This window comes from Celeribacter sp. (assembly GCF_048270365.1).
Classification (GTDB): domain Bacteria; phylum Pseudomonadota; class Alphaproteobacteria; order Rhodobacterales; family Rhodobacteraceae; genus Celeribacter.
This window is the reverse complement of sequence record NZ_JBLWTA010000003.1, coordinates 1-21,150: the sequence shown is the minus strand read 5'-3', so window position 1 is coordinate 21,150 and position 21,150 is coordinate 1. Positions and strand designations below refer to the sequence as shown.

Below are 21,150 nucleotides of genomic sequence, written 5' to 3'. Positions count from 1 at the left end.
AGGCGCGATACATCCGCGTGAAGTTTGCGTAACAGCCGCACAATCTCCCTTGCGTCCCACTTGCTGCGCGCGCACCTCTATCACAAACAGGAGGACATCATGCCGCGCGATTTTGCCGTTTTTTTCTCAGAATTGATCCGGAATCCCGATGAGGTCCGCGCCATTGCCCCCTCGTCCTCCGCCACAGCGCGCCTCATGACCCGCGGTGTCGAGGATATTTCCGGCCCCATCGTCGAGATCGGCGCGGGCACTGGCGCCTTTACCCGCGAAATCCTTGCCCGTGGTGTCGACCCAAAGCGGCTCACACTTCTCGAACTGAACCCACGGTTCTGCGTGGAGCTTTGCGAGAAATTCCCCGGTGTCCATGTCATCAACCGCCCCGCCGAAGACATCCGAGACATCGGGCTGAGCAACATCGGTGCGGTGATCTCCGGCGTGCCGGTGCTGGCGAAACCCGCGCTGCAACGCGCTGTGGTGGGCCGCGCGTTTGAGGTCATGGCAGAGGGCGCGTTTTTCACCCAGATCACCTATGCCAACTCTTCGCCGATCACGCCGGAGATGCAGGGCGAGTTGGGCCTTGTGTCTGAGAAACGCGGCACGGTCTGGGCCAATCTGCCGCCGGCGCGCGTGTTCGAATACCGCCGCCGCGTGAGCTGACGCCCGTCGCGGTTGCATCCCGGTGCATCTCGTCGTTTTTTAGCGCTATCACCGACATGTATGCCTCGGTATACATTGCAAGCCCCTGCCCGAGGCCTTATAGCCAAAGCAATCTTTGGCATAGCATGGGAGAGTGCCCCGATGACCACCCGTACCGAAACCGACAGCTTTGGCCCGCTCGAAGTTCCTTCCGACAAATATTGGGGCGCGCAGACCCAGCGGTCTATCATGAACTTCCCCATCGGGTGGGAACGTCAGCCGGTGCCGATCATCCGCGCTTTGGGCGTGGTGAAAAAAGCCTGTGCGATGGAAAACATGGCGCAGGGCAAGCTGGCGAAAGAGCTGGGCGACGCCATCATCGCTGCCGCCACCGAGGTGATCGAGGGCAAATTCGACGACAACTTCCCGCTCGTCGTCTGGCAGACCGGTTCCGGCACCCAATCGAACATGAACGCCAACGAGGTGATCTCGAACCGCGCGATCGAAATGCTGGGCGGCACGATGGGCTCGAAAGACCCGGTGCACCCGAACGATCACTGCAACATGGGGCAAAGCTCGAACGACACGTTCCCGACCGCCATGCATGTCGGCATCGCCATGCAGGCGCGTGATGTGTTGCTGCCGGGTCTCGAAAAACTCGCCGCCGCGCTTGAAGAAAAAGCCGAGAAATTCAAAGACATCATCAAGATCGGCCGCACCCACACCCAGGACGCGACGCCGCTGACGCTGGGTCAGGAATTCGGCGGCTATGCGCATCAGGTCCGCATGGGCATCAAACGCGTCGAGATGTGCCTGCCCGCGATCTACGAATTGGCCCAAGGCGGCACGGCTGTCGGCACCGGTCTCAACACGAAAAAAGGCTGGGCAGAAGCCGTGGCCAAGAACATGGCCGAGATCACCGGTCTTCCGTTTGTGACCGCGCCGAACAAATTCGAAGCCTTGGCCGCGCATGACGCCATGGTGATGTTCTCCGGCGCGCTGAAAACCGTCGCGGCCTCGCTCTTTAAAGTCGCCAACGACCTGCGTCTTCTGGGCTCCGGCCCGCGTTGCGGTCTGGGCGAGCTGATCCTGCCGGAAAACGAGCCGGGCTCCTCGATCATGCCGGGTAAAGTGAACCCGACTCAGGCCGAAGCGCTGACCATGGTCTGCGCTCACGTCATGGGCAACGATGCCGCCGTCGGGTTTGCTGGCTCCCAAGGGCACTTCGAGCTGAACGTCTACAACCCGATGATGTCCTACAACGTGCTGCAGTCGATGCAATTGCTGGGCGACAGCGCCTCGGCCTTCACCGACAACATGGTGGCGGGCATCGAGGCCAACGAGCCGCGCATCGAGAAGCTCCTGCACGAAAGCCTCATGCTGGTGACCGCGCTGGCGCCGACCATCGGCTACGACAACGCCACCAAAGTCGCCAAGACCGCGCACAAAAACGGCACGACCCTCAAGGAAGAGGCGATCAAGCTGGGCTTTGTGGATGAGGCAACCTTTGACGCCGTTGTCCGCCCGGAGCAGATGATCGGCCCGAAGGACTGATTGGTTCGGACCAACGCGCTACGTGCGAAACAGCGTCTCCCTACGCTGAAAACATGACAAATTAAAGTGAAGGCGATCCTCGGGTCGCCTTTCTTTTTGCGCGACGGAAGGCGGCGGGGAGGCACGTATCAGAGGCTCCATCAAACAGGAGACCAACTATGAAAACCCTTCTTGCAGCCCCGCTTCTCATCACCCTTGCCCTGCCCGCCACGGCACAGGGCCGCTTTCCGGTCGAAGACATCGCCAAGGATCTGGGCCTCACCAAACAGGAGCTGACCCAATGTTTCAAAGCCAACCGCCCCTCGCGCGAAGAGATGAAGGCCGCGAAGCAACGCTATCAGGCCGGTGAAGTCGCCGCCCCCGATGGCGCGCGCCCGGAAATGGTCGCCTGCGTCCAGACCCACAACCCGGAGATCACCACCGCGCGCTACGAAGAGGTGATGCGCTCCTACGCGCCTCAAAAGTAAGGACAAATCGCGCTGTCAAAATGACCCGCGGGACTGTGATCGCGCGTGAGTCCTCAAATCGCAGAACCTGTGACAGTCTGGCGGCATGTATCGTCGCCAGATTCTCAGAACCGCCTCTGCGGCCTTCGCCCTCACCGCCCTTCGCCCCGCCTGGGCGCAGGGCACGTCTCTGTCAGAGGCCGTGAACGATCTCGATCAACTCCAGTCCCTGCAAGTGCAACGCGGCTCTGAGGTGATCTTTGCCGAGGCCCCGCGCGGCGGCGGGCTGGACCGGCTGACCAACATCAAAAGCTGTTCCAAAAGCCTTGTGGCGCTGTGCCTTGGCGATGCGATTGCGTCGGACGCGGTTCCCTCAATCCATGCCACGCTGGGCGAGGTCGCCCCCCGCCTCATTCCCGAAAGCGCCGACGCCCGTGTGCGCGACATCACCTTGGAAAATCTCGTCAGCCTGCGCGCAGGGTTGGCCTCGACCTCCGGACCGAATTATGGCGCTTGGGTCAATGCCTCGAACTGGAACAGCTACGCCCTGACCCGCGAGATGGAGGCCGAACCGGGCGCGCGCATGATCTATTCCAGCGGCAGCACGCATTTGTTGGGGTCCGCTCTTGCCGAGGCCACTGGCGAGACGCTTTTGACCCAGATGCGCCGCGTCTTGGGGCAACCTTTGGGCATTGAAATCCCGCCCTGGATCCGCGATCCGCAGGGCTATTACATGGGCGGCAACGAGATGGCGCTCACGCCCCGCGCGATGTTGAAAATTGCCACGATGCTGCGCGATGGCGGTCGGTTCGAAGGCCGCGAGGTCCTGCCGCAAGCTTGGATCGACGCCTCCACCACGGCCCGCACCCGCTCGCCTTGGTCTGGCATGTCCTATGGCTACGGCTGGTTCCTTACGGACAGCGGCTACATCCTCGCGCGCGGCTACGGCGGCCAGATCATCGCCGCCCACCCAGAGCGCGATTTGGCTGTCGCGATCAGTTCCGACCCGAACCGCCCGGCGCGCTCAGAGGGCTATTTCGGCGCGCTCATGGAGCTTTTGGACGGGCCGATTTTGGCACTGGCGTAAAGCCTGCCCTTGCGGTATCATTCCACCCCATGAGCACCGATAACGTCACCAATCTGAACCAGTTTCGCAAACAGAAAGCCCGCGCGGACAAACGCGCCGAGGGCGATCAGAATGCTGTGAAATTCGGTCGCACCAAGGCGCAAAAAGCCCTCGAAGAGGCGCAGAAGGCCAAGGCGAAATCGGAATTGGACGCGCATAAGCGAGACGACACATGAGCGCGCTCTTGATGGGCCGCCCGGTCAAACGCTCGCTGACTTTGCACGGCCACCGCACCTCTGTATCACTCGAAGAACCGTTCTGGCGCGCCTTTCGCGGCATCGCCAAAGAGCGCGACATTCCTGTCAACGTGTTGGCCGCCGAGATCGACGAATTGCGCGGAGTGGACAGCGGCTTGGCCTCCGCGATCCGGGTCTATGTGTTAGATTACACTCAGAAAAAAGCCCAGCTTGGCGACTGAGACGCCACAGCCAGTCGCAGGGATTTGCGCGCAGGCCCCTGCCCCAAGCGCCCATCCAGAACCGCATCCGGGTCTTTTGCCGCCTGTTTCAAAACCGGCAAATGCATCACCGCATCGATCATCGGCGCGCGGGCGGTTTTGGACAGTTTGCCCAATTGTTGCGCGCCCCAGCGGCCCTGTTCCAAGGCCTCTTTTGCAAGCTCTGAAACTGCCTCAGGACGCCCATCGACCAGCGGAATCCGACCCGCCGATTGCAACCCGGGAATGGCCATCAGATAGCGCGCAAGCCCGCCTGCATAGCCCAAAGCATTGAGCGCTTTGGCAGTGCTTTCAGGCGCCCCCAAAAGCCGCGCAGAAAGATGCATCGGGATGGTGTAGCTGTTGTGCAGATAGGACCGAAGCGCCGCCGCATCCTCATGCGGATCGCGGTAGATGTCCCATTGCCGCGCGGTGACGGTGGCGTCCAACGCCTGTGCAGAGGTCGCATCCAGAACCGCAGCCAGTGGCCCCGCCACCTCATGGGCGCGCGGGGCGGAGCCGTCGATTTTTTCCTGCAACACATCGCGCCAGAACTGTAGCCGCATCTCGGCGATCATCGCTTCTTGCGTGACCCAAGGCGCTTTTGCGACCTCAAGGCAAAAGGCATGGATCGGAAACAACACCTCGCGTGCCGCCAAAGGCGCGGCCATAGTGGCACGGAACCGGTCCTCATCGCCTTTTTGAACGATCTCTGCGCAGGCTTGAACCGACATTATTCGGCCCCCAAGGCCTGCGCGCCATCGCGCAGAAGTTTCCAAAGCACCGCATCCAAAAGCGCCTCGAAAGACGCGTCGATTATATTCGAGGACACGCCCACGGTGGACCAACGACGGCCCAGGCTATCCTCGTGGTCGATGATGACGCGGGTGCGGGCCTCGGTGCCGCCATTGGTGATCCTGACTTTAAAATCAACGAGTTCCATGTCGGTGATCATCTCGGAATAGGGCCCGAGATCTTTCACCAGCGCTTTCGAAAGCGCGTTGACCGGGCCACCGTCGCTGCCGTCGGCCATGATGCCTTCGGACACCGACAAGTGCCGCTCGCCGCCGATGTTGACCACCACCGTGACCTCGGAGAGGTGGACCTCGCGGCCTTTGGCGTCACGGCGGCGTTCGACCGTGGCGCGGTAGCGTTCGACCTCGAAAAATGCGGGCATGAGGCCCAGCTCGCGGCGCGCTTCGAGTTCAAAAGACGCCTGCGCGGTGTCGTAGGAATAGCCCTCGCTTTCGCGCTGTTTGATGCGGTCAAGAATGCGGCCAAGATCGGCCTTCTCCGAAACCTCCAACCCCATATCCGCCAAACGCGAGCGCAGGTTCGACTGGCCTGCTTGGTTCGACATCGGCACGATGCGGGCGTTGCCGACGGTCTCGGGCGGGATGTGTTCGTAGGTGGTCGGGTCCTTAAGAATGGCCGAGGCATGCAGCCCCGCCTTATGTGCAAAGGCCGAGGCGCCGACGTAGGGTGCGGAGCGCAGAGGCACGCGGTTGAGGATGTCGTCGAGCATCCGCGAGGTCTTGACGAGACTCTTCAGGGCGTCCTCGGTGACCCCGGTGTCGAGCGTCGATTTATAGGGCTCTTTCAACAGGAATGTCGGGATCAGCGTCGTCAGATTGGCATTGCCACAGCGCTCGCCGAGGCCGTTCAATGTCCCCTGCACCTGCCGCGCGCCAGCGTTGATGGCGGCGAGGGAATTGGCGACGGCGTTGCCGGTGTCGTCATGGGTGTGAATGCCAAGATGGCTGCCGGGAATGCCCGCATCGATGACTTTGAGCGTGATCTGATAGACCTCACCGGGCAGCGCGCCGCCGTTGGTGTCGCAAAGCACGATCCAGCGCGCGCCAGCCTTATAGGCGGCCTGACAACAGGCGATCGCATAGTCCGGGTTGGCTTTGTAGCCGTCAAAGAAATGCTCGGCATCGAACAGCGCCTCGCGTCCCTGCGCCACCAAATGAGCGATGGATTTTTCAATGTTCTCGATGTTTTCCTCAAGCGTGATGCCGAGCGCCGTGGTGACGTGGAAATCATGGGTCTTGCCGACGAGACAGACGGAGTCCGTACCCGCATTCAACACGCCCGCGAGCACCTCGTCGTTCTCAGCGGAGCGCCCGGCGCGTTTGGTCATACCGAAGGCGGTGAAAGTGGCTTTGGTCTTGGGCGCATCGGCGAAGAATTCGCTGTCGGTCGGATTGGCGCCGGGCCAGCCGCCCTCGATGTAATCGACGCCGAGATGGTCGAGCGCGTCGGCGATCAGGTGCTTTTCCTCGGTGGAGAATTGCACGCCTTGGGTTTGTTGCCCGTCGCGGAGTGTGGTGTCGTAGAGGTAGAGGCGGTCTTTGGGGGTGACTGTGGTCATCAGAGCAGCCCCTCAAGTTTAGCGGCGTCAAAATTCGGTCCCGGCTCCAACTCGACCCCGGTTTTTGACATGCGCACTTCGACGCCTGCGTCCAAAAGCGCGGCTTTCATCGCGTCAACGGCAGAGAAGTCCTTGGTTTCCATGGCGGATTGGCGCAGCGCGAAGAGGTGATCCGCCAACGCTCCGAAGTCGACATTTTTTAACGATGGATCGTCTCCATATATCGTCGAACCGGAACCGCGGCTTGTAGCTGTCGCTGATGCATGAGCACTGAAAGGACTAAATTTCTCGACAAGCTCGTCAGTGTTGAAGCCTAAGAGCCTCAATGCTGCAACGAGCTCTCTTTCACGTTCTTCTTTGAGGTACTTTACCACCAAAGTAAGAGCCAAAGACGTATTCAGATCATTGCTGAGAGCATCAACAAACTCATCCGGCGGTTGAATGTCCCCAGTCGTAGAAACGAAAGGCTTGGTCAAAGGGTCTCGTGCTAAGAATGCAGCAACCTTAACCAGTGTTTTCTTCGCCTGCTCCGCCTTCTCCGCCGTCCAGTCCATCGGCTTGCGGTAATGCGTTGAGAGGAACACAAATCGGATCACCTCACCCGGCACGCCTTGATCCAACAAATCCCGCACGGTGAAGAAATTGCCCAGAGACTTGGACATTTTCTTGCCCTCGACCTGCAACATCTCGTTGTGCAGCCAATAGCGCGCAAAGCCCCCCTGCGGATGGGCGCAGCAGCTTTGGGCGATCTCGTTTTCGTGGTGCGGGAACATCAAATCGTTGCCGCCGCCGTGGATGTCGAAGGTTTCGCCCAAGAGCTCATAGGACATCGCCGAGCATTCGATGTGCCAGCCCGGACGTCCACGTCCCCAAGGGCTGTCCCAGCCCGGCAGATCGTCAGAGGACGGCTTCCACAGCACGAAATCCATCGGATTGCGTTTGTAGGGCGCCACTTCGACGCGGGCGCCCGCGATCATATCGTCAATCGAGCGGCCCGACAGTTTGCCGTAGTCCTTGTAGCTCTCGACGGAAAACAGCACATGGCCTTCTGCGGCGTAGGCGTGGCCACGCGCAATCAGCCCTTCGATCATCGCAATCATCGCGCCGATAAATTCTGTCGCCCGCGGCATCGCACGATCACTTTCCGCTCCGCGGATGGCGGGGTCCATCGCCCCCACCGCGCGCATGTCGTCGAGATACCACTGGGTGGTCTCGTCCGTAATCTCGCGGATCGACCGCCCACTCTCCGCCGCACGCGCGTTGATCTTGTCATCCACATCGGTGAAATTGCGCACATAGGTGACGTGATCCGGCCCGTAAACATGGCGCAACAGCCGGTAGAGCACGTCAAACACGATCACAGGCCGCGCGTTGCCGATATGGGCGCGGTCGTAAACCGTCGGACCACAGACATACATCCGCACATTGTTGGGATCGATCGGCTCGAAAATCTCTTTCTTGCGCGTTTTCGAATTGGTGAGCTTGATGGTCATAAGCTAGTCCCTCAGGGTGTCCCCCGCGGGCTTATCAGCTTCCATTTCAGGTGAAAAGAGACCGGACCCGCGCGACGATGTCAGCGGATAATGCAGCAGCAGATAATGATGGCGGCACGGTTGGTCATGCGGTTCTTGTAGCGCGGGTTTTCGCCCTTGCAAAGCCCTCATGTGAGGGTCAGGGTGACGCTTATGACCCAGACGACATTCAGAGACCTCCACCGCCCCGGTCAGCCCTTTATCCTCGCCAACGCCTGGGACGCCGGATCGGCGCGCGTGTTGGCGGGACTGGGCGCACAGGCGATTGCCACATCCTCCGCCGCGCAGGCCTTTACCCTCGGGCGCCCCGATGGCGGCACGCTGACGCGCGACGAGGCGCTGGCTCATGCCCAAGACCTCGTGGCCGCCGTCTCCGTGCCCGTCTCTGGCGATTTCGAGAACGGGTTTTCCAACGACCCCGATGAGGTCGCGCGGACCGTAAAACTGGCCTATGAGATTGGTTTGTGTGGGATTTCTATCGAGGACACGGCCTTCCCCAATGCTGGCGCGCGGGAGTTTGATCGGGCGGTCGAGTGTATCAAAGCCGCCGTGAGCGCCGCCCGCGCCCTGCCCGGAGATTTCGTCCTCGTGGCCCGCGCCGACGGGGTGATGAATGGCGATTACGATCTTGACGAGGCCCTGCGGCGCATCCGCGCCTTTGACGCAGCGGGGGCGGATTGCCTCTATGTGCCCTGTCCCGGCACCATCGACGATCTGAAAACCGTGGTGGCGGCGACCGAGAAACCGGTGAACGCCCTGCCCGTCGGCCCACTGCAAAACCTGACCCGCGCCGATTTTGCTGCCCTCGGCGTGGCGCGCATCTCGCTAGGCTCTTTGCTGGCGCGATCCATCCACGAGCAGCTGATTTCGAACGCCGAAGACATCCTGAGCCAAGGCGACTTTTCCACCTGCACCCCCGCCGGATCGGACCGGGTGGACGCGCTTCTTGCCAAGGGAGCCCGCCATGAGTGATCCCATTCACAACGTCCCGCAAGGCATTGAACAGCTTTTGGAAATCATGCGTCGGCTGCGTGACCCGGAGGGCGGTTGTCCTTGGGATATCGAACAGGATTTCGCGACCATCTCGCCTTACACCATTGAGGAGGCCTATGAGGTCGACGACGCCATCGCGCGCGGCGATATGGAGGATCTGAAATCCGAGCTGGGAGACCTGTTGTTCCAATCGGTGTTTCAGGCGCAAATCGCCTCTGACAAAGGGCTTTTCGACTTTCACGACGTCGCGCAAGCCATTTCCTCCAAAATGATTTCTCGACATCCGCATGTCTTTGGTGATGAGAGCAATCAAAAGTCGCCGGAACAACAAACCGTCGATTGGGAAAAGGAAAAAGCCAAGGAGCGCGAGCGCCGTGGCGAACATCGGGTGCTCGACGGCGTGGCCATGGGATTGCCCGCTTTGATGCGGGCGCAGAAGCTGCAAAAGCGTGCGGCGCGCGTGGGCTTTGACTGGCCGGACACCACGCATGTTCTGGACAAAATCCGCGAGGAAGCCGCCGAATTGGAAGAGGCGCGCGACAGGTTGACGAAAGACGAGGTCTTCGAGGAATTTGGCGATTTGCTTTTCGTCGTGGTCAATCTAGGGCGGCATTTGGGTGTGGATGCCGAAGAGTCCCTACGTGCCTGTAACGCGAAATTCACACGTCGTTTCAATGCGATTGAGGATGACCTTAAGGCGAAAGGCAAGACCCCTGCTGACAGCGATCTTGCCGAAATGGATGCGCTTTGGGACAAAGCGAAGGCTCGCGAGAAGGCCGCTAAGAAAGCAATCGTGACCCGCGAGACCTCTTGACCTGAGCGTTTTACTCGGATTTAACGAGCGCGACCCATCAAAGGAAGTCCCAATGACCGCGCTCAAACTCGCTCTTCCCCTGACCCTCCCCCTGTCTCTTTTGGCCACCTCCGCCGTCGCCGATGTGAACGTCTACTCCTATCGCCAGCCGGAGCTGATCCAGCCGCTGGTCGATGCGTTCACCGAAGAAACCGGCATTCAGGTCAACGTGGCTTATCTGGTCGAAGGCCTCACCGAGCGCCTCAAGGCCGAAGGCGACCGTTCCCCCGCCGATGTGATCCTGACCGTCGACATCTCGCGTCTGGCCGAGGCCGTGGACGCGGGCGTGACCCAGCCGCTGATGACCGAGACGCTTGAGCAAAACATCCCCGCCGAATTCCATGACCCAGAGGGCAATTGGTGGGGCGTGACCTCGCGCGCGCGGATCGTTTATGCCTCGAAAGAGCGCGTCGCGGAGGGCGAAGTGACCACCTACGAAGACCTCGCCGATCCGAAATGGAAAGGCCGCATCTGTACCCGCTCCGGCATGCACACCTATATGATCGGCCTGACTTCCGCCTATCTCGCGCATCACGGACCCGAGGAAACCAAAGCCTGGCTCGAAGGGCTCAAGGCCAACCTCGCCCGCAAACCCCAAGGCAACGACCGCGCACAGGTCAAGGCGATCTGGGCTGGCGAATGCGACATCTCGCTGGGCAACACCTATTACATGGGCGAAATGCTGGCCGATGAGGAACAGCAGGAATGGGCCAACTCTGTGCGCCTCGATTTCCCGCGTTTTGACGTCGAGGGCGGCGGCACGCATGTGAACATCTCCGGTGTTGCGCTGACGAAATCGTCGAAGAACACAGAGGAAGCCGTTCAATTCATTGAATTCCTGACCTCCAAACACGCGCAGGAAATCTACGCCGAGGTGAATTCCGAATACCCCGTCGTGCCGGGCACCGAGGCCTCCGAGCTGGTGAAAAGCTGGGGCGATTTGCACCCGGACAACATCCCTCTGGCGCGCCTGGCCGAAGAACGCGCCGAGGCCCTGCGTCTGACCGAAGAGGTCGATTACGACGGCTGAACCTCTGATCTCATGTGACCTCATGCGGTGAGGCCCCGGCCTCGCCGCATCGGCGCCAAAGCGCTGCACGCCCTCAAAATTTGACCAAACACTCAATTTGGTCAAATCGACAGATTGACAGAGCGCGATCTCTGCCACATATGGGCACCAAACGCACCCTCCCGATCAAAAACGGTCGTTTTTACAGAAAATTCACCGGCGCCGTAGGGCTGCCTTAACCTTTTTGATGTCTTGTCCCGGCGAAAAACGCGGCAAGAGATCAAGACATGACCGAAATGACAGAGCGCAAATTCGACATCGCGGCCCTCACCGCCGCATCGGCCCTCCTGCCCCTGGCCCTCCGCGCGATGGAACAGGCGGATTTGCCGTGCCTGCTTGAAATGATCCGAGACCTTCAAATGGTAACCAAGGATCAATTGCAGCTCGATGAGGATGTTCTGATCGACCTGCTCTATGCCTCCTCGCCTTGGGCCCGCGTTTTGGTCGCCGAGCAGAATGGCGATCTGATCGGCTACACCGTGCTGGTCGGCGGGCTGCAACTGAGCCCCATCGACCGTGCCATGCAGATGCATCACCTTTATGTCCGTCCCGAATATCGCGGTGAGGGCGTTGCGCGCGCCTTGACCCAGGCGGCACGCGCCGTGGCGCATCGCCTGGGCTGCGGCACCTTGAGTGTCGGCATTCTGAGCACCTCTGAAACCGCCAAGGCCGCCTATCGCGCCGTCGGGTTCGAACGCCCTTCGCCGCGAGCGCCGCATTACGAAATGGCGCTGGACAAAATGGCGCTGGCCTGAGCTTTGCGCTTGACAGGTCTCCCCACGCCGCGCAAATTACCTGCATGACACAGACCGCTTCCATGACTGTTTTTTATTGGACCGAGCTTACATAAGCGCGGCCTTTCAACATGGAACATTGAACAGCCGCCACAAGAGGCGGCTTTTTTCATGTCAAACTTCCCCTCCTGTGGCGCCCACAGGAGAAAAACATGACCCTACTGACAAAGATTACCACCCCGAAGGACAGCCTCACGATCCGGCGCGCGCGTTGGGGCGATAAGGATGCGCTTTTGGAGATGATCCACGCGCTGGCACATCATCACGGCGATGAGCCGGAGCTGGACCTGCCCGGCCTCATCGATTTGATGCGCGCCGATCTGCCGTGGTTGCGGCTTTTGGTGGCGGAACGCGACGGCGCGCTGGTCGGTTACGCCGGATTGGTCGGCGGTGTGCGCCTACACCATGGCCAGAAAACGCTGGACCTGCATCACCTTTACATCGCCAAAGAGGCGCGCGGACAAGGCGTCGGGCGGGCGTTGATTTCTGAGGCGAAAGCCACCGCCATTGCCATGGGATGCCACAGCCTGACGGTTGGCACGCAGGACCAAAATCTGGTCGCGCAGGCCACCTATCGGGCTTGCGGGTTCGAGCCGCAAACACTGACTGGAAAACGGTTTAAGATGATTTTGAGCGAAAATATGATCGCGCTTTAAATATGATCGCGCTTTATAGCGCGATCACATCGACCCGCTGACCTTTGACGGCCAAGCCAATCTCACCCTTGCACAGGCGCAGCGCATCGTCACCGAACACCTCGGCACGCCAGCCCTTGAACACCGGCAGATCGCGTTTCCCGGCCGCGATCTGATCGAGATCGGAGGCGGAGGCAATCATCTTGGCGGCCACGTTGAAGCGGTCGGATTTCGCCTTGAGCAACACCCGCAACATATCCGCCAGCGCCGGGTTCACCTGAATCTTGTCTTTCGACATATCCAGCTTCGGCATTTCGTCGGCGGTGTAATTCGACGCCTTTTCAATCGCTTGCAGGATGCCGTCGGCAATCTCGCCTTTACGTGCCTCACGCAACAAAAGCCGCGAACGCGACAGGTCTTGGGGCGTCTTGGGCTTCGTTGAGGCCAGCTCCAGCATCGCGTCGTCTTTATACACGCGGTTGCGTGGAATGTCGCGGCTCTGGGCGTAGAATTCGCGGAAAGCAGCCAGCTCTTTGACGGCTGCAAGGAATTTGCCAGAGCTGGTGCGCGTCTTGACCCGCATCCAGGCGTCGTCAGGTTTGACCACATAGGTCTCCGGCGACATCAGCACCTCAAGCTCCTCGGCCACCCATTTTTCACGGCCTTCGCGTTTGATCTCATCGCGCAGGAATTCGTAAATCACCCGCAAATGCGTCACATCGGCCAGCGCGTAGCTTTCCTGCGCTTGGCTGAGCGGACGGCGCGACCAATCGGTGAAGCGCGAGGTCTTGTCGAGGCTTTCCTTGGCGATCTTGCGCACAAGCGTCTCGTAGCCCACCTGTTCGCCAAAGCCACAGACCATCGCCGCCACCTGGGTGTCGAACAAAGGCGTCGGGATCACCTGACCCTGAATGTAGAAAATCTCGAGATCCTGGCGCGCGGCGTGGAAGACCTTGACCACATTCTCATCGCGGAACAGCGCATAAAGCGGGGCCAGATCGAGGCCTTTGGCCAGCGGATCGACCAGAACCGCGTCCTCTTCGGCGTCGCCCGGAACGGCAAGCTGCACGAGGCAAAGTTTGGAATAATAGGTCCGTTCACGAAGGAACTCGGTGTCGACCGTAACGTAAGGATGGGCTTTGGCGCGGTCGCAGAAAGCCTGAAGGCCTTCGGTCGTGGTGATGGTGATCATGTTGTTTTCTTTTGCCTGCGGTGCGGGGTCATCCCGGCGGTTTAATCGTGATACGGGGTTTGGGGCGGAATGAAAAGAACAAAGGGGGCGCAGAACGCCCCCTTCCCATGTCTGCTTCCTGTCTGCACCACTTTTGGGCGCGCGTGATCATCTTAGGTGATCGGTAGGCTGCCTTTCGCCGCCATCATCAACTCGACCACATCGGGCGCCGTGATGATTTCATACTCCGGGTCCATCTGTTCGGCGCTGAACCCGTTGTGGATCATGCAGGCGCCGCAAATCCCGATGCGCCCACCGGCCTCGCGGTAGGCCTTGACCAGATCGGCCACCGGCTCGAACGGTTTGCCGATGTCCATATCGTCACAAGAGCCCGGTTGGCCCAGTTCGACGCCTTCGACCATCAGCAAAACGATGGAGCTATGCCCCATTTTCTGCGCGTTGAGCGCCATGGTGAAGGCCACGGTCACCTTACCCGGATTGGAATGGCCATCAAAAATTGTGGCAACGAAATCAGCGGTTTTCATGCGATATCCTTTCGCGACATAGCTACGGGTCCTGTGCGGACCCGCATTATATTCTACATCTCGAATATATCTTTGAAAGGGTCGAAGGCGTCACAGGCCCGCGACATCTCGCCCTAGCGATCTAACGGGTGATTTAAAGCGTGATCAGGCCTTTGTCGCCCAAAAGGAACCGCTTGAGCACTGCCGGATAGAGCAAATGTTCTTTCACCAGAACCCGTGCCGCCAGATCATCCGCCGTGTCACCCGCCATGATCGGCACCCGCGCCTGGCCAAGGATCGGCCCGCCATCCAGCTCCGCCGTCACCTCATGCACGGAACACCCGGCCTCGGCGTCACCCGCCTCGATCGCACGTTGATGCGTGTGCAGACCTTTGTATTTCGGCAGCAAAGATGGGTGAATATTGAGCATTTTCCCCGCGTAATGCGAGATAAATGTCGGCGTCAGAATACGCATGAACCCGGCCATGGCGATGGCGTCGGGCTCATAGTGATCGATCACGGAAATCAGCTTTTGTTCAAATGCTTCTCGGTCGCCTTTAAAGTCACGATGATCGACCACTTCGGTCGCGACCCCCATGTCAGCGGCCTTCGCCAACCCGCCCGCCGTGGGCACGTTGGAGAGCACAAGACAGGGGCGCCCAAGGGGGGCGTCCTCGGCGTTCTCCATCATGGATTTCGCCAGCGACACCATATTGGAGCCGCCGCCGGAGATCAGGATCGCAACCTTTTTGGGGCTCACGACTTTGGAATTCACGAGAGGCTGCCCTCATAGGTCACGCCATTGCCGGTTGTCACCTGACCGAGGCGGTAGACGGTTTCGCCCTCGCCGCTCAAAAGCGTGGTCAAAGCCTCGGCCTCGGCCGCATCGCAAACCACAATCATGCCGATCCCGGCGTTGTAGGTCTTGAGAAGCTCATGTTGCGACAGGCCTGCTGTGTCGACCAGCCACTTGAAGACCGGCGGCAAAGTCCAAGCCGTCAGATCAATGTCCGCGCCCATGCCGGTCGGCAAAACGCGCGGCAGGTTTTCGGTCAGACCACCGCCAGTGATATGCGCCAGTGCATGAACCCCGCCCGCGCGGATCGCCTTGAGCACCGGTTTGACGTAAAGCCGGGTCGGTTTCAAAAGCTCTTCGCCCAGGGTCGCATCCGAGAACGGCGCGATGTCGGTCCATTTAAAAGTGGAAATCTCGACGGTTTTGCGCACCAAAGAATAGCCGTTGGAATGCACGCCGTTGGAGGCCAGCCCCAAAAGCACATCGCCCTCGCGCACGCCGGACGGCAGGTCGGAGCCGCGCTCCATCGCGCCCACGGCAAAGCCCGCGAGGTCGAAATCGCCATCCTCATACATGCCCGGCATCTCCGCCGTCTCACCGCCGATCAGCGCACAGCCGGACTGCGCACAGCCCTCGGCGATGCCTTCGATCACGGCGGCGGCATTATCGAGTTTCAGTTTTCCGGTCGCGAAATAATCGAGAAAGAACAAAGGCTCAGCGCCCTGACACACCAGATCATTGACGCACATGGCCACCAAATCGATGCCCACGGTTTTGACATTGTCGGTGTCGATCGCAATGCGCAGCTTGGTGCCGACGCCATCGGTCGCCGCGACAAGAATCGGATCCTCATAGCCCGCGGCCTTCAGGTCGAACAACGCGCCAAAGCCGCCCAGCCCGGCCATCACGCCCGGACGCGCGGTCTTTTTCGCCGCCGGTTTGATGCGTTCGACAAGCTCATTGCCCGCATCGATATCCACACCGGCGTCTGCATAGGTCAGACCGTTTTTTCCCGATGTCTTCTGTTCATGGGTCATGGCAAAGGCTCCCCGCGCAATCCAAAGTTGCCGCCCGTTTACGCGGTTTGAGCCGTCTTGAAAAGGCCCCCGTTTGCGCCTTGCGTCGACTTCTGCTTGACCCTGCTTTGAGCGCACAATAAGCACGGTTCCGGTAGGGGCCTGTAGCTCAATTGGTTAGAGCAGAGCGCTCATAACGCTTTGGTTGCGGGTTCAAGTCCTGCCGGGCCTACCAAAATTCTTAAAACTCGTTGAGCAACAAAGCCTTGAAAGCCGGCTGCAGGGCGGTCCGTTTTCTTATCGCGCCAAAACCAGATCGGCCTTCAATCCCCCAAGGCCCGCGCTTTCTCCCAGCCGCAATGTGCCGCCATGGCGCCGCGCCACGTCATGGGCAATGGCAAGGCCCAGCCCTACGCCTGAGCCGCGATTCTGGTTGCGCGATTCATCAAGACGCACAAAGGGTTGCAAGGCGCGTTCACGACCCTCAAGCGCGATCCCCGGCCCGTCGTCTTCGACAGAAATCACAACCGCCCGTTCAAAAAGCGCCAGACCGATCCGCGCCGTCGTGCCATAGCGGCGCGCATTGGACATCAGATTGTCGAGCGCGCGCGCCAGAGCCACAGGCCGCAGTTTCAGAACCACCTCCTGATCCGGCATTTCCCCCAGCTCGACCACGCCGCCAGCGCGCTCAGCACGCTCCTTTGCGGCCTCGACGAAAGCCACCAGATCGACCGCTTCGGGGTCTTCGGTCGCATCCGAGCGTGCAAAGTCGAGAAACGCCTCAATCAAACGCTCCATCTCATCGAGATCGGCCTGCATCGCCGCCACCTCTTCGGCATCCGCCTCGGGCACATCGAGCATCGACAGGCCCAATCTGATCCGCGTCAAAGGCGTGCGCAGGTCATGCGACACCCCCGACAGCATCAGCGTGCGCTGTTCGATCTGACGCTCGATCCGCGAGCGCATATTGAGAAAGGCCGCCCCCGCAGAGCGCACTTCGATGGCGCCCGCCGGACGATAGGGCCGACTTTCGCCGCGTCCGAAACTTTCGGCGGCACGGGCCAGTTGCCGGATCGGACGGAGTTGATTGCGCAGGAAGATAAAGGCGATGAGGGTCATCACAAGGCCGGTAAAGGCCGTCCAAACCACCAATTGGTGCGGATTCGCGGCCGAGGCCCGCCGTCGTGGCACATCCAACGTCAAACGCCCTGCCTCAGTCATGATAGAGACCCGCACCCGCTGCGTGTCGCTGGCGACATCCATGCCTTCGACACCATCAATCGCACTGCGCAACTCCTGCTCGATCACCCGCGAAGAATAATCATACCAGCGGCGCTGATCTGCGACCGGGGCCTCGGCACCAAAGGTGGAGGCAAAGCCCAGACGCTCATCCAGCTCCTGCAAGGCCAGCGGCACCTGCGCCATCGGCAGCGTGTCGGCGGAGACCACGTAGAGACTGATTTCGGCCACCACACCCCGGCTCAACTGGCGCGTGATGTCGGTAAAATAGCGCTGAGAAAAGGCGACGATCACCACGATCTGGATCACCACGACCGGCACCAGTAGGATCAAGGCGCCCCGACCATAGATCCCGCGCGGCATGTATTTTTTGAGCCATTCGAACAACATAGACCAAGACCTTTCAGCGCACAGACATCCTACGGACATCCCATGGCGCCCCGTGGTGCCCCATAGCGCCCTGTGGCATCGCCGAGATAAAGCTATGCCATGAAACGCTCTCTTGGTAGACCCTGACAGAGCCCGAAGCAAAGGACAATCGCGTGCAGACCCGCCCCGACACCATGACCCCGCTTGCCCCAGGTCTGCCCCCTGGCCTGATCCGCATTTTGGCGCCGAACCCGTCGCCGATGACCTATTGGGGCACGAACAGCTATCTTTTGGGCAAGGGCGAGACCCGTGTGCTGATCGACCCCGGCCCCGATCTGGCCGATCACCGTGCGGCGATCCTCGACGCCCTGCCGCAAAACACCCAGCTCTCCCACATCCTCGTCACCCACGCACATCGCGACCATTCCGAAGGCGCCCGCGCACTCTCCGAGGCCACCGGCGCACCGATCTATGCCTTTGGCGATGCTTTGGCGGGACGCAGCCCGGTGATGACCGCGCTTGGCGAACAGATCGGTGGCGGAGAAGGCGTCGATGAGGGCTTTCAACCCGATGTGACACTGGCGCATGAGGCCGAGATCGAGACCGAAGCCGGTCCGATCACCGCACTCCATACCCCCGGCCACATGGGCAATCACCTTTGTTTTCACTGGCAAGACATGGTGTTTTCCGGCGACCTGGTGATGGGCTGGTCCTCCTCGCTGATCTCTCCGCCCGATGGCGACGCCGCCGCCTTTCGCGACAGCTGCGCGCTCCTGCGCGATCTGGCGCCTCAGTGCCTCCTGCCCGGCCACGGCGCAGCCGTAGAGACCCCACTGGAGCGGATCGACTTTCTCATGACGCATCGGGCCAATCGCGAGGCGCAAATCCTCGCGGTTTTGGCCCAAGGTCCACAGGCGCTCCTGCCCCTGACCCAAGCCGTCTACACCGAGCTGCCCGCCAGCCACCTCCCCGCCGCCGCGCGCAACACTTTGGCGCATCTGATCGACCTCACTGAGAGAAACCACGTCCTCGCCACGCCCGAACTCTCTGAAAAGGCAGTATTTTCCGTGACTTGAGTAAAAAATTGTCAAAAACTGATTTTTTGTCACAAAACCCACTTGCACGCCCCAAATCACATAGCTATACACCGCCACATGTTCCGGCGTAGCTCAGCGGTAGAGCAGTTGACTGTTAATCAATTGGTCGTAGGTTCGATCCCTACCGCCGGAGCCATATCCAACTTAACCTGTTGATATGGATAAGAAAAAGAAAGTAGCTCCGCTCACTTTTGATTTCTCACCTAGATTCGTCTCACTGGCGTCTCACAAAAGGTTCACACAGCGCTGGTTGTAAGTCGTTTCATGCGCGATGGCCTCATAACAGAGGTCCACTTTGACACAGCAGAAATATCTCTACTGCAAACGGAATCGCTTCTACTTTCGCCGGCGGGTTCCAGGGTTATCCACATTTCTTTCTCCAATTTTTTTGGCATTGGGGACGACAGATCGAAATCTTGCGCATACATGGCTTGAACGCCTCAAGTTGGAGTTCGACCAAATGTTCGATAGCTTTGTACTGTTAACGCCTGCACTCCCTGACAAAATTGTGTCCAGGTACTTCGAACATTATCTCCAGAAGTGCGTTTCCGACCTGAACCGTCAGATCAACTTCGCGCGGATGAAAGGAAGGTTTTCCGCAGACAGTGAGCGCTCATTGTCTGTATTGCCAATTATTTACGAGAGTTTTCTCGAGCAAGGTATTCGCAAAAGGTTTCCGGTCGAGAAGATTGATCCCGAGTGGGATGAGGAGACCCTGAAGGCGATCCTCCATCTTTATGAAACTGAAAGCCGCAAGGCACTTTCAGCGGCAACGGGAGATCAACTGCTCTCGATCTACTCGTCTCTGACGAATGACGTCATTAAAGATGAAGAACATCTTGCACAGCTTCGCGCTGCGCATTTCCGTGCTCGCCTTCAAGCTCTTCAGGATTTTCGACAGGGTTCGCGGGCGCCGCTCAAAGAAGAAACATCCGCACCACCCACCCCCGCTAACAAATTTGTGACGAATTCAGAATCTTGCGTCACCGCTGAAAATCTCTCCCCGGCCAACGCAATTCCGACGCCACCCGCATCTGCACCTTTGGAAGCGCCGGTGCCCCATCGTACGGAAGGAGCAAGAGGAAGCTCACATAAAGCCTTAACTGAACCACTTACTACTATGAAAAAACTAGAAGATTACTTCTTCAAGATGCGAGGCCAAGCCGAAAACGCTACACCAGACGAATGGACCGATGACATCGCACACGTCTTCTGGCGCACCGCAGTTGATAATAACATGAGCAAAGCTGTCAAACAGCAACGAGGATCAGATATTAGACGCTTCATGTTCATCACAGGGCTTTCCAAAGTCACTGAAATTCGGCAGGCGCATCTCACATTTTGGGCTGACAACTTGCAGAAGTTTCCGAAGAACTTTTTGCGTTCTTCCAAAGATTTGCACCGAACAGTTGACGAAGTTTATATGAATGCCAGACATATGGCTCCCGCTGAACTTGGCCTGGATTCCAGCACCCGGAGGCGGCACGTAAAATCGATGGAGTTGCTGATCGCTCGGGCACGTGCAGAAGGCATTTCCCTTACAGATCTCAACACAAAAGACCTGAAGCCGAAAAAGAAGTCATCCCGCAACAAACACAAATCGCGTGCGGTTTTCCGCAAGGAAGAGGCGCGCCAACTGTTTTCCCACACCATCTGGACTGGCGCTCGTTCCGCTGGACGGCGCCATGAACCAGGAACAAAGATTTTGAAAGATGGCAAATTTTGGATCCCTCTCATCCTTGGTTACACAGGTGCTCGGCGAGCTGAAATTGCAGGTATGTTGCCTTCTGATGTAGAAAACATTGAAGGCGTCCCGTGCTTTGTAATCCAGGCCAACGCCTACCGCGGCATCAAGGGCGAAGACCCAGATTGCACGGATGATGACAAGCGTACGCGCACCGTTCCGATCCATTCTCACCTGATCGAGCTCGGTTTCTTGGACTACGTTAAGTCTATTGCCGGAAAGGGTCACAACCTTTTGTTTCCTGACGTCGTCCCCGTACCACGCAACGGGTCTAAGCGCTCGAATACTGAAGATCTGGCGTTGTCAGTGGAAAAGTTTGGCGAACGTTTCGACGACACCTGGCGCAAGGCGATGCAGATTTCCCTGAATGGAAACCCGCGTAAGCTTTGCATTCATAGTTTGAGACATTACGTCAATCACACGCTGTTGCACAGCACTGGCGTTCTTGACGTGACCCGAACCGATATCATCGGTCATATCGACAACGATGAGAAAGAAGGAACAAACACATCGACATATCGCGATGAAACTCCCCTCAGCGTGAAGCGCGATGCGATCGAAAGGCTGCCGCGCTTGATGTGAATGTGAGTAACCTGCGGCTCTTCGGGCCTTCGTGTGACGCATAGTTCCGCACAACAAAAGATGCGGGACAAATCTAACCAGTGTTTCGACGCGACCTGAAGAGCACCTGAGCAGATCTATTGGAATAAACCCACTCACTGCGGAATTGAGCATCGGAGTTGAAG

Annotated in this window: 21 protein-coding genes and 2 tRNA genes; 15 read left to right on the top strand and 8 right to left on the bottom strand. The window is 59.2% G+C overall.

Annotated features, from left to right (window positions below; all coding sequences use genetic code 11):
• Positions 1–99 precede the first annotated feature (99 nt).
• From ACN0X0_RS04825 to ACN0X0_RS04800, 6 genes are all read left to right on the top strand, one after another.
• Positions 100–657: a class I SAM-dependent methyltransferase gene (locus tag ACN0X0_RS04825; protein ID WP_417278248.1), complete on the top strand. Its 558-nt coding sequence runs from the start codon at positions 100–102 to the stop codon at positions 655–657.
• Between the two features lie 141 nt (positions 658–798).
• Complete coding sequence (gene fumC / locus ACN0X0_RS04820; protein WP_417278247.1) at positions 799–2,190, top strand: class II fumarate hydratase; 1,392 nt, start codon at positions 799–801, stop codon at positions 2,188–2,190.
• A gap of 158 nt (positions 2,191–2,348) precedes the next feature.
• Positions 2,349–2,657: a hypothetical protein gene (locus tag ACN0X0_RS04815; RefSeq protein WP_417278246.1), complete on the top strand. Its 309-nt coding sequence runs from the start codon at positions 2,349–2,351 to the stop codon at positions 2,655–2,657.
• Between the two features lie 85 nt (positions 2,658–2,742).
• The gene (locus ACN0X0_RS04810; RefSeq protein WP_417278245.1) at positions 2,743–3,723 is read left to right on the top strand and encodes a serine hydrolase domain-containing protein; all 981 of its coding nucleotides are present in this window, start codon (positions 2,743–2,745) and stop codon (positions 3,721–3,723) included.
• A gap of 29 nt (positions 3,724–3,752) precedes the next feature.
• Positions 3,753–3,938: a DUF4169 family protein gene (locus tag ACN0X0_RS04805; RefSeq protein WP_417278244.1), complete on the top strand. Its 186-nt coding sequence runs from the start codon at positions 3,753–3,755 to the stop codon at positions 3,936–3,938.
• Positions 3,939–3,946: 8 nt separating this feature from the next.
• Entirely contained in the window at positions 3,947–4,180 is a 234-nt protein-coding gene (locus tag ACN0X0_RS04800) for a ribbon-helix-helix domain-containing protein (protein WP_167600817.1), read from the top strand.
• Here the strand turns inward: ACN0X0_RS04800 and ACN0X0_RS04795 are convergent.
• The 3 genes from ACN0X0_RS04795 to cysS are packed head-to-tail and all read right to left on the bottom strand — an operon-like array spanning position 4,153 to position 8,065.
• Positions 4,153–4,932: a squalene/phytoene synthase family protein gene (locus ACN0X0_RS04795; RefSeq protein ID WP_417278243.1), complete on the bottom strand. Its 780-nt coding sequence runs from the start codon at positions 4,930–4,932 to the stop codon at positions 4,153–4,155. The genes ACN0X0_RS04800 and ACN0X0_RS04795 overlap by 28 nt on opposite strands.
• A complete protein-coding gene (gene cimA, locus ACN0X0_RS04790; protein ID WP_417278242.1) occupies positions 4,932–6,572 on the bottom strand; it encodes a citramalate synthase in 1,641 nt (546 codons plus the stop codon). Before cimA ends, ACN0X0_RS04795 begins: the two co-directional genes overlap by 1 nt.
• Complete coding sequence (gene cysS / locus ACN0X0_RS04785) at positions 6,572–8,065, bottom strand: cysteine--tRNA ligase (RefSeq protein ID WP_417278241.1); 1,494 nt, start codon at positions 8,063–8,065, stop codon at positions 6,572–6,574. Before cysS ends, cimA begins: the two co-directional genes overlap by 1 nt.
• A gap of 192 nt (positions 8,066–8,257) precedes the next feature.
• Between cysS and ACN0X0_RS04780 the strand changes: the two genes are divergently transcribed.
• From ACN0X0_RS04780 to ACN0X0_RS04760, 5 genes are all read left to right on the top strand, one after another.
• On the top strand, positions 8,258–9,076 hold the full coding sequence (locus ACN0X0_RS04780; RefSeq protein ID WP_417278240.1) for an isocitrate lyase/PEP mutase family protein: 819 nt from the start codon (positions 8,258–8,260) through the stop codon (positions 9,074–9,076).
• Entirely contained in the window at positions 9,069–9,911 is an 843-nt protein-coding gene (gene mazG, locus ACN0X0_RS04775) for a nucleoside triphosphate pyrophosphohydrolase (protein ID WP_417278239.1), read from the top strand. The genes ACN0X0_RS04780 and mazG overlap by 8 nt, the downstream gene beginning before the upstream one ends.
• 52 nt (positions 9,912–9,963) lie before the next feature.
• Complete coding sequence (locus ACN0X0_RS04770) at positions 9,964–10,980, top strand: Fe(3+) ABC transporter substrate-binding protein (protein ID WP_417278238.1); 1,017 nt, start codon at positions 9,964–9,966, stop codon at positions 10,978–10,980.
• 266 nt (positions 10,981–11,246) lie between these two features.
• Complete coding sequence (locus ACN0X0_RS04765) at positions 11,247–11,774, top strand: GNAT family N-acetyltransferase (protein WP_417278237.1); 528 nt, start codon at positions 11,247–11,249, stop codon at positions 11,772–11,774.
• A gap of 191 nt (positions 11,775–11,965) precedes the next feature.
• On the top strand, positions 11,966–12,469 hold the full coding sequence (locus ACN0X0_RS04760; RefSeq protein WP_417278236.1) for a GNAT family N-acetyltransferase: 504 nt from the start codon (positions 11,966–11,968) through the stop codon (positions 12,467–12,469).
• Between the two features lie 13 nt (positions 12,470–12,482).
• On the opposite strand, the gene rnd is transcribed toward ACN0X0_RS04760, so the two are convergent.
• From rnd to purM, 4 genes are all read right to left on the bottom strand, one after another.
• Positions 12,483–13,640 (bottom strand): ribonuclease D, encoded by a 1,158-nt coding sequence (rnd, locus tag ACN0X0_RS04755; protein WP_417278235.1) that lies wholly within the window; start codon positions 13,638–13,640, stop codon positions 12,483–12,485.
• Between the two features lie 152 nt (positions 13,641–13,792).
• The gene (locus tag ACN0X0_RS04750) at positions 13,793–14,164 is read right to left on the bottom strand and encodes a DsrE family protein (protein WP_417278234.1); all 372 of its coding nucleotides are present in this window, start codon (positions 14,162–14,164) and stop codon (positions 13,793–13,795) included.
• Positions 14,165–14,297: 133 nt separating this feature from the next.
• On the bottom strand, positions 14,298–14,918 hold the full coding sequence (gene purN, locus ACN0X0_RS04745) for a phosphoribosylglycinamide formyltransferase (protein WP_417278233.1): 621 nt from the start codon (positions 14,916–14,918) through the stop codon (positions 14,298–14,300).
• Positions 14,915–15,976 (bottom strand): phosphoribosylformylglycinamidine cyclo-ligase, encoded by a 1,062-nt coding sequence (purM, locus tag ACN0X0_RS04740; protein ID WP_417261151.1) that lies wholly within the window; start codon positions 15,974–15,976, stop codon positions 14,915–14,917. The genes purN and purM overlap by 4 nt, the downstream gene beginning before the upstream one ends.
• A 137-nt stretch (positions 15,977–16,113) precedes the next feature.
• On the opposite strand from purM, the gene ACN0X0_RS04735 reads away from it, so the two are divergent.
• Positions 16,114–16,190, top strand: a tRNA-Ile gene (locus ACN0X0_RS04735).
• A 62-nt stretch (positions 16,191–16,252) separates the two neighbouring features.
• On the opposite strand, the gene ACN0X0_RS04730 is transcribed toward ACN0X0_RS04735, so the two are convergent.
• Positions 16,253–17,584 carry an ATP-binding protein gene (locus ACN0X0_RS04730; RefSeq protein WP_417278232.1) on the bottom strand — a complete coding sequence of 444 codons (1,332 nt, stop codon included), beginning with the start codon at positions 17,582–17,584 and terminating at the stop codon, positions 16,253–16,255.
• Between the two features lie 173 nt (positions 17,585–17,757).
• Here ACN0X0_RS04730 and ACN0X0_RS04725 point away from each other — a divergent pair, with 173 nt between their 5' ends.
• The 3 genes from ACN0X0_RS04725 to ACN0X0_RS04715 all read left to right on the top strand — a co-directional run bounded on the left by ACN0X0_RS04725 (position 17,758) and on the right by ACN0X0_RS04715 (position 20,986).
• Entirely contained in the window at positions 17,758–18,639 is an 882-nt protein-coding gene (locus ACN0X0_RS04725) for an MBL fold metallo-hydrolase (RefSeq protein WP_417278494.1), read from the top strand.
• A gap of 82 nt (positions 18,640–18,721) precedes the next feature.
• Positions 18,722–18,796, top strand: a tRNA-Asn gene (locus ACN0X0_RS04720).
• Positions 18,797–18,955: 159 nt separating this feature from the next.
• The gene (locus ACN0X0_RS04715; RefSeq protein ID WP_417278231.1) at positions 18,956–20,986 is read left to right on the top strand and encodes a hypothetical protein; all 2,031 of its coding nucleotides are present in this window, start codon (positions 18,956–18,958) and stop codon (positions 20,984–20,986) included.
• The last annotated feature ends 164 nt before the right edge of the window (positions 20,987–21,150 follow it).

Coding starts and splice junctions, on each gene's coding strand:
- ACN0X0_RS04825 (WP_417278248.1), top strand. CDS start 100: ATGCCGCGCGATTTTGCCGTTTTTTTCTCAGAATTGATCCGGAATCCC.
- fumC (WP_417278247.1), top strand. CDS start 799: ATGACCACCCGTACCGAAACCGACAGCTTTGGCCCGCTCGAAGTTCCT.
- ACN0X0_RS04815 (WP_417278246.1), top strand. CDS start 2,349: ATGAAAACCCTTCTTGCAGCCCCGCTTCTCATCACCCTTGCCCTGCCC.
- ACN0X0_RS04810 (WP_417278245.1), top strand. CDS start 2,743: ATGTATCGTCGCCAGATTCTCAGAACCGCCTCTGCGGCCTTCGCCCTC.
- ACN0X0_RS04805 (WP_417278244.1), top strand. CDS start 3,753: ATGAGCACCGATAACGTCACCAATCTGAACCAGTTTCGCAAACAGAAA.
- ACN0X0_RS04795 (WP_417278243.1), bottom strand. CDS start 4,932: ATGTCGGTTCAAGCCTGCGCAGAGATCGTTCAAAAAGGCGATGAGGAC.
- cimA (WP_417278242.1), bottom strand. CDS start 6,572: ATGACCACAGTCACCCCCAAAGACCGCCTCTACCTCTACGACACCACA.
- cysS (WP_417278241.1), bottom strand. CDS start 8,065: ATGACCATCAAGCTCACCAATTCGAAAACGCGCAAGAAAGAGATTTTC.
- ACN0X0_RS04780 (WP_417278240.1), top strand. CDS start 8,258: ATGACCCAGACGACATTCAGAGACCTCCACCGCCCCGGTCAGCCCTTT.
- mazG (WP_417278239.1), top strand. CDS start 9,069: ATGAGTGATCCCATTCACAACGTCCCGCAAGGCATTGAACAGCTTTTG.
- ACN0X0_RS04770 (WP_417278238.1), top strand. CDS start 9,964: ATGACCGCGCTCAAACTCGCTCTTCCCCTGACCCTCCCCCTGTCTCTT.
- ACN0X0_RS04765 (WP_417278237.1), top strand. CDS start 11,247: ATGACCGAAATGACAGAGCGCAAATTCGACATCGCGGCCCTCACCGCC.
- ACN0X0_RS04760 (WP_417278236.1), top strand. CDS start 11,966: ATGACCCTACTGACAAAGATTACCACCCCGAAGGACAGCCTCACGATC.
- rnd (WP_417278235.1), bottom strand. CDS start 13,640: ATGATCACCATCACCACGACCGAAGGCCTTCAGGCTTTCTGCGACCGC.
- ACN0X0_RS04750 (WP_417278234.1), bottom strand. CDS start 14,164: ATGAAAACCGCTGATTTCGTTGCCACAATTTTTGATGGCCATTCCAAT.
- purM (WP_417261151.1), bottom strand. CDS start 15,976: ATGACCCATGAACAGAAGACATCGGGAAAAAACGGTCTGACCTATGCA.
- ACN0X0_RS04730 (WP_417278232.1), bottom strand. CDS start 17,584: ATGTTGTTCGAATGGCTCAAAAAATACATGCCGCGCGGGATCTATGGT.
- ACN0X0_RS04725 (WP_417278494.1), top strand. CDS start 17,758: ATGACCCCGCTTGCCCCAGGTCTGCCCCCTGGCCTGATCCGCATTTTG.